The sequence below is a fragment of the Lysinibacillus sp. CD3-6 genome, from assembly GCF_006351725.2.
Classification (GTDB): domain Bacteria; phylum Bacillota; class Bacilli; order Bacillales_A; family Planococcaceae; genus Lysinibacillus.
Genome location: NZ_CP085880.1, coordinates 680,566 through 696,876, shown reverse-complemented (window position 1 = coordinate 696,876; position 16,311 = coordinate 680,566). Strand labels below are relative to the sequence as shown.

General features: G+C 36.5%; 10 protein-coding genes. 4 read left to right on the top strand and 6 right to left on the bottom strand.

The features are described from left to right. Positions 1-103 precede the first annotated feature (103 nt). A complete protein-coding gene (brnQ, locus tag FH508_RS03120) occupies positions 104-1,426 on the top strand; it encodes a branched-chain amino acid transport system II carrier protein (protein WP_173479698.1) in 1,323 nt (440 codons plus the stop codon). Positions 1,427-1,536: 110 nt separating this feature from the next. Further along, complete coding sequence (locus FH508_RS03115) at positions 1,537-2,928, top strand: S41 family peptidase (RefSeq protein WP_173479699.1); 1,392 nt, start codon at positions 1,537-1,539, stop codon at positions 2,926-2,928. A 280-nt stretch (positions 2,929-3,208) separates the two neighbouring features. Here the strand turns inward: FH508_RS03115 and FH508_RS03110 are convergent, their stop codons facing one another. From FH508_RS03110 to FH508_RS03090, 5 genes are all read right to left on the bottom strand, one after another. After that, positions 3,209-3,814 carry a TetR/AcrR family transcriptional regulator gene (locus tag FH508_RS03110; RefSeq protein ID WP_173479700.1) on the bottom strand — a complete coding sequence of 202 codons (606 nt, stop codon included), beginning with the start codon at positions 3,812-3,814 and terminating at the stop codon, positions 3,209-3,211. Positions 3,815-4,217: 403 nt separating this feature from the next. Then, positions 4,218-5,756 (bottom strand): murein biosynthesis integral membrane protein MurJ, encoded by a 1,539-nt coding sequence (gene murJ / locus FH508_RS03105; protein WP_173479701.1) that lies wholly within the window; start codon positions 5,754-5,756, stop codon positions 4,218-4,220. Beyond that, positions 5,753-6,853 (bottom strand): glycosyltransferase, encoded by a 1,101-nt coding sequence (locus FH508_RS03100; RefSeq protein ID WP_173479702.1) that lies wholly within the window; start codon positions 6,851-6,853, stop codon positions 5,753-5,755. The genes murJ and FH508_RS03100 overlap by 4 nt, the downstream gene beginning before the upstream one ends. Next, positions 6,850-7,995 (bottom strand): polysaccharide pyruvyl transferase family protein, encoded by a 1,146-nt coding sequence (locus FH508_RS03095; protein WP_173479703.1) that lies wholly within the window; start codon positions 7,993-7,995, stop codon positions 6,850-6,852. The genes FH508_RS03100 and FH508_RS03095 overlap by 4 nt, the downstream gene beginning before the upstream one ends. Before the next feature lie 184 nt (positions 7,996-8,179). Beyond that, positions 8,180-10,444, bottom strand: coding sequence for an S-layer homology domain-containing protein (locus FH508_RS03090; protein ID WP_173479704.1), 2,265 nt, complete (start codon positions 10,442-10,444; stop codon positions 8,180-8,182). 234 nt (positions 10,445-10,678) lie between these two features. On the opposite strand from FH508_RS03090, the gene FH508_RS03085 reads away from it, so the two are divergent. Further along, positions 10,679-12,574: an S-layer homology domain-containing protein gene (locus FH508_RS03085; protein WP_173479705.1), complete on the top strand. Its 1,896-nt coding sequence runs from the start codon at positions 10,679-10,681 to the stop codon at positions 12,572-12,574. Between the two features lie 254 nt (positions 12,575-12,828). Here FH508_RS03085 and FH508_RS03080 read toward each other — a convergent pair whose 3' ends face one another. Next, complete coding sequence (locus tag FH508_RS03080; protein WP_173479706.1) at positions 12,829-14,109, bottom strand: oligosaccharide repeat unit polymerase; 1,281 nt, start codon at positions 14,107-14,109, stop codon at positions 12,829-12,831. Between the two features lie 275 nt (positions 14,110-14,384). Between FH508_RS03080 and FH508_RS03075 the strand changes: the two genes are divergently transcribed. Then, complete coding sequence (locus FH508_RS03075; protein ID WP_173479707.1) at positions 14,385-16,310, top strand: S-layer homology domain-containing protein; 1,926 nt, start codon at positions 14,385-14,387, stop codon at positions 16,308-16,310. The last annotated feature ends 1 nt before the right edge of the window (position 16,311 follow it).

Below are 16,311 nucleotides of genomic sequence, written 5' to 3'. Positions count from 1 at the left end.
GTATAATAATTGCAAGTTTTATAGTCCTATGATAACATACATGTCTGTATTTAAAATTTTTAGAAAGTTTTATTTTTTCAATTATAAAGGAGTTTTAGTATTTATGAGAAACATCTTGATTTTCATCAAAGAGAATTTAGCTGTAGGCTTACTACTTTTTGCCTTGTTCCTAGGGGCGGGCAACATTATCTTTCCACCGTTACTAGGCCAACAAGCCGGTGAACATATTACAATTGCTATGATTGGATTTTTAATAACGGGTGTAGGTTTACCATTACTTGCTATTGTCGCTGTTGCAAAAGCAGGTGGCGACTTACAGCTACTTTCAAGTCGTGTTCACCCTGTTTTCGGAATCATTTTCACTTCAATTGTCTATTTAGCAATCGGGCCATTTTTCGCCGTTCCGCGTACTGGCTCTGTGTCTTACGAAATCGGCATTGCACCATTTCTTTCAGAGGCAGCACAAGCACATTGGGCTCCTCTATTTATTACATCGATCGTATTTTTTGCGTTTATACTTTATTTAGCCTTCAATCCTTCTAAACTAGTAGATCGTGTAGGCAAGATTTTAACCCCTGCACTCTTAATCGTTATTTTACTATTAGCTGTTAAAAGCTTTATTACACCAATGGGTGAAGCAGGAATGGCGGTTGGGAAATACAATGTTTCGCCATTTTCCGAGGGCTTTGTTCAAGGCTATTTAACGATGGATGTTCTCAGTGCACTTGTTTTTGGTATTGTCATTTTACAAGCTTTAAGTGATATGGGAATGAAAGATACTAAAAAGCAAGTTAAAACAACAATTTTTGCAGGCATTGTGGCTGCCATTGGTTTAGCCTTCGTATATATTTCACTTGGCTATATCGGCAATACAAGTATAGGAGCAATAGGTACATCTGATAATGGTGGCGTCATCATCGCAAAATCTGCAGAATACCTTTTCGGCAGCTTCGGAAGTATTATTTTATCGCTTACTATTTTATTAGCTTGTATTTCTACTGCTGTCGGCTTATTGACAGCCAATGCACAGTTCTTTAATAAGCTTTTCCCAAAAATTTCATATAAAACGTTCTTAATCGTATTTACATTATTAAGTGTAGCCATTACAAATGTTGGATTATCAACAATTATTAATACATCACTACCTGTACTACTAATTATTTATCCACTGGCAATGGTTTTAATGGTGTTATCGCTTGCTGATCATTTCTTTAAAGGTGGACGAATTGTTTACATTTTAGCGTTAATTCCAACATTCTTTGTTAGTGTTTATGACGGCTTAAAACAAATGGAAATTAAAATTACTTCCTATGAAAATATTTTAAAAGCATTACCACTGTACGAGCAAAGTCTTGGTTGGCTTGTCCCTGCAATGATCGGTGCGCTTATCGGCTTCATTATTCATAAGCTTTTCAAGAAAAACTAAATAGGTAATGCTAGCAGACACGTTCTACGATAGACGTGTCTGTTTTTATTCGACGTCAATATGGAAATTCATGTATAATATATGTAAATAATTCTGAAAAGAGGTGTCTTATGAAAAAAGTATTATGGTCTTTCTTGTTCGTATTGAGCTTTGTCATTTTTCCATTATCAAACGCTTCTGCTGCAAATAATAATGACCAGCAACTAGTTGAAGAAATAAAAGAAATTATAACAGAAAACTATGTTGGGAAAATTAATGGAGATCTACAAAAGGCAACAACCATTTCTGACATTATTAATATGTTAGACCCTTATTCAACATATTTTACTAAACAAGAATTTGAAGAATTTATGAATAGCATCAATCTATCCACAATTGGTATTGGTGTTGTTATTGAGGAACATGATGATGGAATACACATTTTACAAGTAATCGACGAAGGTGGAGCATCTGATGCAGGTGTCGAGGCTGGAGATATCATCATTTCCATTAACGGTCAATCCATAGTAGGTAACTCCATAGAAGAAGCCTCTTCCCTACTAATCGGTAATGAAGGTACACAAGTACAGGTTAAGCTATTACACGAGAACGGGTCTACTTCCACAAAAACAATTACACGTAAAAAATTCACACTGCCAAACGTAGAATCTGCTTTATTATTTGGTAATGTTGGTTACATAGCAATGTCTTCTTTCTCTGAAGATGGTGCGCAACTAGTAAAAGAGGCACTGATTCAGCTTAAACAGCGTGGCGCTACTTCTTTTATTTTGGATTTACAAAATAATGGCGGTGGCTATGTTACAACAGCAGAAGAGCTTACTGGTTTATTTCCTAAAGCAAAAATAGCTTATTTATTGCAAGAAGCACATGCCTCTTACGAAGTACGTGCTAAGCAACAAAACGTTAAATTTCCAGCAGATACTCGTATTTTAGTAAATCGATATAGTGCAAGTGCATCTGAAATGCTATCAGCTTCGTTACAAGATCAACAATCTGCCATTCTATATGGTGAAACTACTTACGGTAAAGGGGCTATGCAAGGCTTCTATGAATTGCATGACGGTAGCTATTTAAAGCTTACTGTCGGTAAATTTACTGGTCCTGCAGGTCATACAATTAATGAAGTAGGTGTGAAGCCTAATATACAAACGAAGACTGCTCCAATTTTCCAAGCACATTATGATGCTATTAAGGCACAATACAAAGATTATCAAGAACTAACTAGCCTAAAAAATGTACCTACTACTAAAACGTTTACTGTGAAGTTTTCACAGGCATTCTCTACACCAATTCCTGAAGGAAGCGTACAGCTAGTTGCTTTAGGTGGAGATGAAGTTCCATTTACAACAAAGGTGGAAAAAGATAATTCCTTAATTATTAAACCTGCTGAACCACTTGTTGAAGGGCAAGAATACATGCTGCTTGTGCATCCAACTATTCAAAAATCTTCAGGTGACAAACTACAAAAGGGGATTTATCTCCATATAGCAGTAACTAATTAAAAATAGAGTTTTCCATAATAGAAAGCGTTTGATAGTCGCGCCAATGCGAAATCAAACGCTTTTCTAATCCATAAAAACCACTACAAAAAAGTGTTAGATTGTCTATAATCAATCTAACACTTGCTGTCGACGTATTTAGACCCTCTCTATTGGTACTTCCACAGGCGTAGCGTATGCCTTAGGAGTCCTTTCCTTCGTTCCCAATGTTCTTGTGTGCCGTAGTCTTAACGCTCTATCCAAGCTATGTGGAGATGGGTTTTATACTTCTAATAAGCTACATCTACATTCCCGACTTATGCGTTTCTCTTAGGAGAAAAAATACATGCACTAAATTGCGTGCAAGTTCACACGGCTTGCTTTTTTGTTCTAGTAAATTTGTTAATATTAAACGTTCAAATGAGCCAACTAAACTATCTGCTACTATTTTTACATCTATATTTTGTAATTGAAATAGACGATCACAATCATGACGATAAACTAGTTCAATAAATTGCTGTGTTAATTGTGTTTTAACGAATGATGATTGTTTAGATTCAAAAAAGCCAATTTTCGTTAGTTTCGGATTCTCAATTATATAAAGGAACAACAAATATAGCTTTTGCTCCAACATTTGAATAAAGCCCTCTATCCCTTTTTCCACTTCTTCATTTTGATTGGACATGATTTCATTAAATCCTTGTTGGAATTTTATATTCAAATCATTATAGAGCGATTCTTTACTTTTAAAATATAAATAAAATGTAGGCTGAGTTACATCTGCCGCTTTCACTATATCGCTTATTTTTGTAGCATAATATCCCCTTTCAGAGAAAAGCTCCACAGCTTTTTCAAGTAATAATTGTTTACTTCTTTCTCCATTCGAATTAATCTTCCTACCTCTTGCCATACTAGTCACCTTACTCTATTAATAAATATTCGTTTTGTTTTGTTTAAATATGGTATTAAAAATATTTAATACCATATTTAAACCCACCATTTACCTTTTCACTGCCTGAATAATGTTAATTATAATACAATTCAAAAAATTACACTATGCATTTTTAACAATAATATGATACATGATACTTTTCTTGCTTCTTACAAACTACTACCATCAAAAAAAGAGACTCCCCACTCTTCATCACAACCCTTTACAAATGCCCTTTCACTAGCTTTAGATACAATATAAAAAGCATGTCGGAAGTACTCCCGACATGCTTTGATAAAGATAATCTGTCTAAAATAAGCATATTTTTAACAAATAAGAAAACGTTGATTTTTTAGCTGACTGTTTATACAGTCACTCATTTTTATTGTTTTAACAACTTCTTTTTCAGCTTATCATAATATTCTTTTACTTCATTAATGCCAAATACTAAGTATGATCCAACAAAGACAGCGATAAAAATAGCTAGACCTACAATGAATGTTAACCACTTGTATTCAAACACTAAATAATGGCTTGAGAAATACATGACAATCGTAATGATAATCATTGGCGGCATCGCTCTGAAAAAATGTAACTCTTTGCTGAAGATGCCCATTTTCAAGTCATACTTCGGTATTGCATAAGCGACTAGCATAATAAAGTTTGTAATAGAACTAATTAATGTACCCCAAGCAATTGCTTCAGCACCGTAATTATCCACCATCAGCATAATAACCGCAATATTGACACCAAAGACATTAATTAAGCTAAAAATAACAGGTGCCATCGAGTCGCCTTTTGCATAGTAAAAGCGTGTAATGTACGTATTCGCAGCTAAGAAATACATGGATAATACGAATATTGCTAAGACAGGTGCTGTAATGGCAGTCGAATCAGCATCGAATTTACCATATTGGAATATAACTTGTATAAGGTTTTCTGAGTAGAAGTAAGAATATATTGTTACTGGTATAAGTAGCAACAATAGATAATGTAAACCTTTTGAATACAGGCTCTTAATAGAAGCAGAATCATTGTTAGCTTCTTTTTGACTCAAAATCGGATAAATGACCGTAGTCACTGCTGTAATTAAAATCGCTTGTGGGAATTGCATCAGCTTAGAAGAATAGTTCACAGCTGCTACAGCCCCTTCAGAAAGCATACCAGCAAAAATACGCTGTAACAAAGCATATAATTGAATTGTCGCTCCTCCAAGCATAATTGGCAACACCATAATCCAAAGCTGCTTTGAGGAAATATTATGCTCAAATGAAAACCCGACTTTAGGGGAATCTAATTTGCGATAACCAATTATTAAGAAATACAACATAATTGCCGCACTGGCTAAGGCACTTATACCATACCCAAGTGCTCTAATACTTTCAATTTGAGATAACCCAACAGCAATGACTAGGAAAATCGCATTGTAAATTAAAATGGCAAAGCTCGATAAGTGGAATTTTTCATTGACATTCAGCAAGCCACTATACCAAGAAGATAACACAAGTAATATCGATGATGGCATCATCCAATAGTACAAGTTTTTCAATAAGTCTAAATCACTTTGACTATACTCACCATTCGTTTTTTCATGATTGAAAATCTCCATGATTGGATTCGTAAATGCTAATAAAATAATAGTCATTGCCGACACAGTCAACAACACAATGGTAAAGGACTGTTTTACAAATAGTGCGCGGTCTGTTGTTTCCCGATTATAAATCGAGATTACAGCTGTCGTAAAAGCCCCACCTACTACTAAATATAAAAAATTCGGAATGGTGTAAGCTGTGAAAATACTATCCGCAGTATGAGAACTTCCATATTGGATACCGATAATTATTTCACGTAAAAAGCCGAAGACACGGGCAACGATATTAATAATCGCTACGGCTCCTACAACTTTTATAAATTTATTCATAAGTCATCCCCACCTTTAATGGCCGACTTATAAATGGCAATACATCTTGCAGTTATATTTTTTTCATCGTGAACGTCTAATACTTCTTCGACCGCTTCACGATTCATATATTGTTCTTTCGGCGTGTTCACGGCACGCAGCATCTCCTCAGATAAAGCGATTGCGTCTTCAGGCTCCACTAAATGCCCTGCACCTTCACCAAGTAGTGATACGAGGCCACCAACTTTAGAAGCGATGACAGGTGTGTCTGTCGCTAATGCCTCTAATGCTACAAGTCCGAATCCTTCTAAATGTGATGGTAATACGAAGACATCGCTTGCCTGGAACCACTTTACAAGTTCCTGTTGTTTTAGTGGGTCTATAAATTTGACGTCTTCACTGAAGAATGGTTGCAAAGATTGGAAAAATCCCTCATCTCTTCTAGAGCCTACAATAACTAGCTCTATAGGACGCTCCACTTTCGTCTTTAACATTTGGAATGCTTGCAGTAGCTCTTCAACACCCTTTTGTTTAATGACATTTCCTACGAATAGAAAAACAAAAGGCTCTTTGGCTAATTGCAATTGTTGTCGTGCTTCTGCTTGTCTACCTTGTGAAAATACTTCACGATTCACGCCCATGCTAACTACTGAGATTTTGTCGGGAGCTATATCAAAGTCTTGCTCAATTTGTTGTGCTAACACAGGACCTACTGCAATGACATGCTCACTTTCACGTAAAATACTCGCTGTCCAGTTGCGAATTCTCGCACTTTTCTTTGCCATACGTTCAATGTCTCCACCATGAGCAGTAACAATGTACGGTATACCAAACATTTTCTTTAAAAGTAGCGATAACATCCCTGAAGGAAACACATAGTGCGCATGTGTAATATCGATTGATTTTCGATTTTTTAACCCCTTCAATAATGTAGAAAATCCCCATTTAGCATATTTTACAATGGTGTTTTTCTTGCCTGTAGCTGGGTTTGTATTCACTGCTATTTCAACGTCTAGTCCAGCTTTTTCAAGAGCTGTAACTTGATTTTTTACAAAAATACCGAATGATAAATGATCAGATGTTGGATACATATTACTAATGACGAGTATTTTTTTCATAGACGTGTCACTGCCTTTTTCATTAATTCCTGACCATACATGGCCTCTTTATGAATATGTGTAGCAATTTGTTTCGTCTCTGCAATTGACTGTTCCCAATTGCTACTTAGTTTACCAACTAATTTAGAAAGAGCATTCTCATCATCTTCTATATCCTGCATCTGTAAGCAACGATCTGATGCACCAACAAAGGACATAAAATCTTGCACTTTTGTATGATAGGATACAGCAATAATGGGAGTCTCTGAATTGGTCGCCAAAATAAGCGAATGTAAACGCGTACCAATTATTATATCTTGTTCGCCCGTAACTTCTAGTAAACGCTCAGGCACAAGATTTCCCTCAATTATTTCTGTCTGTGCACGATGCTGCATTTTCTTCTGAATATCTTGTGTCACGGTTACATCTTGAGGAAACTTCGTTGCAAAAAATGTGATGTGAGCATTTTGCTCCGAAATGACTTTATCTAAGTTTTTCGCCATACCTGTTACATATGCATCATATTTTGCTACATTACCTTCTGGCCAATAGTTTGCATTATAATACGGAACGGCAGATACACCAATTTTTCTTGGCTTTTCAGCATAATCTTTGCGATCACCTTTTAATGTAAACGCAGGATCACCAATCACTTCTATCGGTTTTTTGACCCCGATACTTTGTAATAACTTTTTAGACTGCGGATCACGCACAGAGATATTTGCTGCATAACGGCACATGAATCGGATACTAATTTTACCTGAAAATGTATCTAGTGGTCCTGCGCCACATCCGTAAATAATGTAGGGAATATTATTTTGTTTTGCCATCATTGCGTATGTTCCATAAAGATGGGCTTCACGTTTATAAAAATCCATTAAAATACCACCACCACCAATGATGAGGAGGTCAAAGTTCGATACATATTGTTTGTTATTTTTATACGTATGGATAAACGTTTTATATAGATTGCCCTTTTTATGATACAACGGATAGCTATGTACCCCATAACGCTCGGATGTTTGTTTTGTGTTATTGCTAAAAACGGTAATGTCGTCACTCGTTACCGAAAATGTTTGTTTTACTTGTTGAAGAATGCCGTATAATATTGATTCATCACCATTATTATCATTGCCGTAATTCCCCACAATGCCTATTTTCATTAAAAAACATCCTTTTACTTTTTAATACAGAGATTATACCACAATTGCACTTATTCGTTCTTTTTAAAAATAGTAAAAAAAAAGGGAACCTCGAATATCTACGAGATTCCCTCTATTTCTACCGTCTTATGGCTACAATTCATAGCTTAAAACAGCAAAAAAGTACTACTTCATTTTTAAGCGATTATTTATTAATCGTTCTGTAAAGGAACAGACCAAAATGTGCTCGACTGATCGCTTCGTTCGGTTTATAAATGTTACCGTCATAGCCAGTCGTAATGTTGTTTGCTGCTAGTTGTTGTACATATGTGTAAGCCCAATGATCTTTTGGAACATCCTTAAATGCAATACTACTTGTTCCTTTTAAATTATAGGCAATTGCCACAATTTTCGCCATCTGCGCTCGTGTCAATGTTGCATTCGGGTCAAAAGTATTATTTTCACGACCACTCATAATCCCTGCTTCTACAACAGCTGCAATTTCTTTATAGTAAATGTGATTTGCCTGAATATCTTTGAAGCTTGGATTTTTCACATTTTTTGTATCTAAATTTAATGCACGGCTAATAATGACTGCTGCATGTGCACGAGTTAGCTTGTCATTCGGTCTAAATGTACCATCAGCCTGACCTGTAATGATATTGTGCGTCGTTAAATATTCAATCTCTTTATAGTAGACATAATTATTCGGAATGTCCTTAAACAACGCTGGTTTCGCTACAGAAACTGTAGCAGCTACATTTTTCGTTCCTAAAGTAGCGATTACCTTACCAGTCGCCCCTGGATTTTGCGCTGTAAACTTACCAGTGCTTGTAATTGTACCGATGTTACCTTCTACAGACCATTTCACTTGAGAAGGATTATAAACAATAGGCTTACCTGCGTCATCTTTTGCATCAATCGTAAAGTTAACAGATTCGCCTGCACCTACCGTTTTAGAGCTTGGTGCAACAGCCATTGTTGTAGGGGCATCTACTACTTTAACTTGATATGATTGCACAGCAGCGCCGTCATAGCCGATATAGATTCGGTCATCCCCAGCTTGTGTTGCTGTATAGTTCAAGCCATTAATCTGTAACGTTTGGTTTTGAGATGCTAACGATAAATGACCATCTAGAGGTAGTGTCGTATAGTTATCATCTAAAACATATTGAACAGCTACACTTGATGAAGCACCTACTAAAAGTGTTGCGTAGTTTGTACTATTCGTAAATTTGATATGTGTTGCCTTGCCAGTTGGCGCTGTACTTACTGCTTGTAGTGTGGCAGATACAAGACGTTGCGTATTACCTGAATTGGATGGCAAATTCGCTAAGACCACATTATTACTGCCGTAGTTTCGAATACCCATTGTTGTTGAGCCACCGCCATCTAAGTTAATGGCTCTGTCGACACCAAGTGCTACTAAATAATTCGCAAGTTGCACCATATTCATGCCCTTACTATGGGTTTGACGCCCGTCTACTGTAATAAAGTGCACTGTTTGTCCATTATTACTTGTAGCTACTACTGTACGTGGTGCAACTTCTTTTGCACGTGAGCTTGAAGTGCTCATCATAATATAAGGTTTACCATCCTTTACTAAGTAAGGACCGCTCGCCAATATAAATTGTGCATTTTGCCAAAGCTGATCAATTGAAAAATTAACACTCATTTCATCGCCAACAGCTACTTGGCTTAACTTATTGTGCCATTCACCGCCCTGTAAAGATACAACAAAGCCAGTAGATGGAATCGTTAATTTTTCTTTCGATCCATAAGGCTTAATTTGTGTTACTTTACCAGTTAACGTTTGTCCAAATGTATTTTCTGTAATCGGTGAACCAGTGTCTACCACTATTTCAAAGCCGTATTCATTAGTATCTGTTGTTTTGCTATAAAACTGTGGTGTGTAAATAATAGCTTCATATATATTACGTGTACGATTTAAGCCTGACATCTCGTAATTCGTTCCGTTATGGGAAAGTGTCACGTCAAAATCAAAATAATCAATAACACCGCGACCATCAGATGTCATTCCAAAAGCCGTCGGAACATTCATATATTGGTCGGAACCGCTTGAAACTGTTCCACCGTTCAAAATAACATTATTTTTAGCTAGTAAAAATAATGGGTAACCTTCTGACATATTGTAAAAACTTGCATTAATAGCACCAACTACTCGATTTCCCTCACGAGAAAGACGATTCGCATTTGCTACTGTCGATTCTTTTCCATTGACTGCTGCGGGCATCCCTAATTGTACTTCTGTCGTCGGATCTCCAACATTAATCGATAAATGATTAATAGAGTTTGTATAGGTATTACTGTATGTATATTGTTTATACTGTACACCTTTTGAAAGCGGGTAATCCTTCTTTACTGTTTGAAATGCATAGGCATTTAGCGGACTAACAACGATCGACATCATTACAACTAAAATCAGTAAAATTTTTGCTATTTTTTTCATTTTTTCGCGCTCCTCAAGTAATGTAGAGCCCTCACCTTCCCTTCTTTGTTTTACTTCTATAAGATTATCAAAAATATGCCAAAATAGCTATGGAACATTTAAGCTATTTTCCAGTTACATATAATTGGTAAAAAAACTATTTATATTGACGCATTTTACAAGAATCCATACATTTGACCTTATCTCGACTCTCTAACTTTGGTAAAATGATGTTAAAGTTTAGGAGGGAAAAATATGAAAAAACTATCAATCATTGCATTGCTTATGGCAGTGGTTAGCTTGCTCTTTTGGCAACCCCAAATGGCATCTGCTGATGAACTTTCAGGGCATGCTCATGAAAATGGTCTGCGCTACTTAATTTCGAAGAACGCTTTAGTAACGGATGCTAATGGCAGTTATCGTCCAAATGACAATGTCACGCGTGGTGAATTTGCTTCTTATTTAGCGAAGGTAATGAATCTTGAAGCAAATAACGGTATGGCATTTACAGATGTTCCAGATACATATGTGTATGCAAAGGACATTCAATTGGCTGCTACAGCTGGAATTATTACTGGATACACAGACGGTTCATTTAAACCTGATGCAGCCATTTCAAGACAGCATATGGCAATTATGCTGGAGAGAGCTATTGATTATTTAAAGATTCCTAAGGGTACTTCATCCATTACGTTTAAGGATAATGCATCCATTATTAAAGACTATCGCAATGCCGTAGCAATCGGTGCACATTTAGGAATCATTATCGGTTCTGATGGCTACTTCATGCCAGAAAAAAATGCAACAATTGGACAAGCTGCAACGTTTATTCAACGTTTAATGTTACTTGCAGGTGATGCTGCTGCTGACTTCTCTACTTATGCGATTAAAGAAATTTCAAATGGTACACTAGTTGGCAATCAAGGCTTCACAAGCTTTGATGCTGCGGAAAAAGCCTTAACAAAAAATACGCAAGTTATCGTTCAAAAAGATAAAATTGTAAAAATGACCTCTGGCTATGTTGTAACTAATAAATATGTTGCACTTTATTCAGAAACGATTAAAGATCAAATCGCTGTTGCTGGTAATACAGAAATGGAATATATCAGCAGTGATGCAGCACAAGTAAAAGTGCGATTAGCTGGTCAAGTAGGCTATTTAAAACAGGCCGATGTAACGCTAATTCCTTTTTCACTAAGTAAGGGACGTTCTTACTATTCAAACGAAAATGGTGAAATTAAACACACACTATACGATTACGCAACAAATAAATATTCTTCAAGCTATGTTTACGGAAAAGCACCTGCCTTCATGAAGCAAGGTGAAAAATACTATAGCTGGAATGGTATTTACTTCACAAATGGTAATGGCTCTTCTAAAGGTGACGCTTATAACTATTATCAATTTTTACCTGCTCGTGCAACAACACAATACACAGCAGAAGAAATCGATGCTTACATTATGAACAAGCTTGCGGAAATGGAAAGTACAGGTATTACACTTTATAAAGATGCCACTACGAAAAGTAAGCTTATCGGGTTAGGCCAAACATTAAAAGAGGTTGAGGCAAACTCGCATATTAACGCCATGTTAATTTTGGCACTTGCTCAGCATGAAAGTGCTTATGGTATGAGTGATCATGCACAAAACTTAAACAACCTATTTGGTTTATATGTTTATGACACGAATCCCCTTAATAAGAAATTTGACAGTGTAGCTGCAAATATTAATGAACTGGTTGATAAGTTCCTACAACCAAACTATATTACACCAGGTGGTGCTCCTGGGAAAAACTATGCAAACGGGGCAGTAGTCGGTTCAAAAGCACTTGGTTTTAACGTAAAATATGCTTCTGACCCTTACTGGGGAGCTAAAATTGCTGGACACTACTATCGTGCTGAAAAAGCGTTAGGCTTTAAGGATGCAAATAATCCTTATAAAATTGGCTTAACAACAACGACTGGTTTAAATGTACGTGTAGACACTTCTACTAGCAATAGCCCGCTCTTCACTTATGCTAGAAGTGGGATGCCTGTTATTGTGATCAACACAAACCTTAACGGCTGGTATGAAGTACTATCTGATAAGCTCCACACTGGTTCAGCTTACATTAGTAAAGACTATATTCAGTTTATAGATACAGTGAAATAAAACAAAAGCTCCATCCAATAATGCTATTGGATGGAGCTTTTTTACATGCAATACGGTAGTTTCCGCGATTCTACTCCTTTTTTCCGCGGTGTGACGCTGGAATTCCGCGATTCTGCACCTTTTTTCCGCGGTGTGACGCTGGAATTCCGCGATTCTGCACCTTTTTTCCGCGGTATGACGCTGGAATTCCGCGATTCACTCCCCCTATGCAGGAATAATAAAAGGGCTGTCCTTAATAGGGCAGCCCTTTACTGTTAGTATCGAAGTTTTCTTTGCTCTGTTTTTATAATTGCTGATGCAATTACTACAAAACCTAACATTAATATAAAGATTAAATCAAGTAAGCCTGTGTGCATCGACACTGTAAACAGTGTAATGACAAATGCGTAGGCTACTGAGTGGAAGCTACGGATGCCACCTTGTTTAACTTTATTATAGATTAATGAAATTAATACACCATATAATAAGAAGCCAATTGCTACAAGCGCATAGCCACCATCTAGGAATAGTTGTCCGATAAAGGTAGGTGTTGTTGTTCTTGTTGGACGTGTAATATATTTACCTTCTTCCACGCTCAATGAGTTCACAACTTCCGTCACCTTCATACGAGGTGAAATTTGCTCACCAGGAAGAATCGTATTAAAGATCCCTTTGTGAATTTCGCCTTTTAAATAGCCTTCTTCTTGCGTGTATTCGATAATTTTACTTAAAACGATATGACCTGTCACACTTTCACCATTAATAGAACGCATCCATTTAGGTGTTAAATTTACTTTTTGCTCAACAGTTAAAAGCTTTTCTTTTTCTGTTTCTGTCAATTCAACATCTGGTTGATCACGATTATTGAATTCTTTCGTTGTATCTTCTGTTACTACTCGTAAGAAACCAAACATCGAGAACGCAACACCGATTACAAATAATGCTGTTAGGAACCAAGTTAATTTTACACGTTTCACAACATAGTGGAAAATAATAATTCCAGTAAATAGCATAATAATTAATGGCGTACGATAACCCATTAAAAGGAACAAGAACATTACAACAGCAAAGATCGTGCCGTATACAATTGCTTTCTTCCATGTCATATGCTTTTCTAAAATCATTTTGTAAGATAATAACAGTAAAATTCCATACCATAATAATTGGCTGAAGAAGTTTAGTTTTGGATCGAGATTACGACGATTCGATTCATCTGAAATCCCTAAACCTCCACCAAAAATCATCATTAAATAAGAAGCTAAACCGATTATAGTTAGTAATACAACAATGTGGATAACATATTTACCTAAGAAAGATAGCCCAAATGATGGGATTGTCCATTGTAATTTATCAATAATATAAACACCGATATAATAGCAAACAAGTGCTACTAGTACCGCTGGCAAAATTGATACACGAACGTTAAATAATTCAAATCGATGGAAATCGAATAGACTTGTAAAGAAATATAGTACTAATATAAAAGGTAAAAAGAAATACGGTGAAAACGTATCAATCTTATTGACCTTTGCGAAAACTTGCTTCAGTTTATTCATACATGTAATACATCTAAATAGATGTTATTGCCCTCCTCTATCGTGAATCAATAGTTGTTATTCACTATTATATTCTTTAGTTTTCCCTACAAAAACAAAGGTTATTATATCATAAATACGGATAGACTTATAGAAAGTATTCTATGGATTTTACATAAAAATGCTCAAATTTTTCATTTTCACCTAAATCTCTACGATTCAGTAATTATTTGGGTGTATGATGAAATGAAGTAATACTATTTTTGAGAAAAATACAAAACAAGGATGTGGATTTATTGAAGTTATTTCTTTCATTAATTACAGTCTGCGCTTGTTTGCTTGTTGTATTCCTATTACCGACGCAAGCTCAAGCTACAACACAAAAAATTGGCATCGTTTTCTCTGAAAGTAGCGAGAAATATGCCAACGCCACACACCCTGGTGGTACATATGAGGGACAAACTGTATCTCCAAAGGTCGATTATAGCTCTACATACAACAAAGAGCTAAAAGCTTTCCTTTTATATCAGCAACAAGGCTTCAATGTAGAGAAAATTTACGAAAAGGACTTAAATAGCTTAGAAAGTTTAAGCCAATATGATGCAATCGTCTTTCCTTATACGGTCATGATGAACCATCAACAACGCGAAAATGTCAAAATGTACGTTCGCAACGGTGGCGGTGCCATTTTTGCGTTCCAAACAGCTCGTAACGAGTCTGCCAAATTTCCAAAGGCTGGCCAAATGGACCTCTCTCCGTTAATCTATGATGTCGACTCATGGGTCATGGAATGGGATAACCTATCAGAAGTTTTCAACTCACGCTTTATCGACGATATCGTGTTGGGTAACGGAACAATTAGCAATAACAATTCAGTTCATCCAATTATCCAAAATGCTACTAACGAGCTCGGCAAAAGCCAACTAAGTTTTAAAAAATCTGATCGTGAGTGGGTTGAAATCATTAAACCATGGCAAGGTGGCTCTGCGTCACCGCTATTATATTTTTCGAATTACGATTATACTGATAAGCCACAAACAATGAAGAAAAATGAGTTCGGAGCAGCACATGCTATTGAATATGGCAAAGGTAGAGTCGTACAAATCGGATTCAAAATTTATGATTACATTACTATTAATACCAAAGCAGATTGGCAAGATAACGAAAACGGTGTTGCTTACTCTACAACACAAGGCGACTTAGACGCTCAAGTATTTATGAAGCACGCTTTACGTTGGGTTGCCGAAAATCATGATAGTGATGTGCCACGTCGCTACAATCTTTCGCTATACTCTGACGGTGTGCAAAGCTATGTAGCGCCATCTGGTAAATTCGTCTTCTACTCTACTGTAACGGTTAAAAACAATGGCAATGTGCCAGCCCGCGGTACACTAAAAGTAGAAATTCTCGATGCAAACGATCACGTTGTCGGTAAAGGGCATGATCGTTATATACCAGGCCTTGCTGCAGATGCGACAACTACTAATGCTGACCGCAAAGATATTAGTACCCACTCGGAAAAATATCAAATTTTTATGCCAGGAAATTTAGCCACTGGAACATATACAATCCGTACTTCCTTCATAGAAGGTCGCGATGATCGTAAAAATGCTGACGAAAAATTTGCAACCATTGCAGAAATTAAAACGCTCACACGTACAAAAGGTTCCAATAAGGCGTCTATTGAGGTTGCCCCATTTTTTCCAGATGTATCAACATCAAATGGTGCTTATTATGACATAAAAAACTTACATGCATTAGGCATTGTGAAAGGTAGTAATGGCAAATTTAACCCCCAAGGCACACTCACTCGGATACAAGCTACTGACATGATATTACGTGCACTTGGTATCACCCCTTCAAGCTCAGCAAGCTTGAACGCCAGTGATATAAATGCTGGCGATTATGGCTATGCGGTTTTAGCCACAGGTGCTCGCTATGGGATTCTTTCGTTAGAAGATGGCAAAATTAACGCCCATCAACCAATGACACGTGCAGCAATGGCACATGCACTTGTAAAGGGCTTTAAGCTACAAGGCTTTACTAAAAATACATTCATTGATGTCCCGATATCTCATGTCAATTTTAAAGATATTCAAGCTCTCTTTGCTTTAAATATAACGACAGGCTACGCGGATCAAACTTTTAAACCAAACAACACGGTAACACGCCAAAACTTTGCCCAATTTGTAAATCGTACACTTCATGCAAATGCTAAATAAC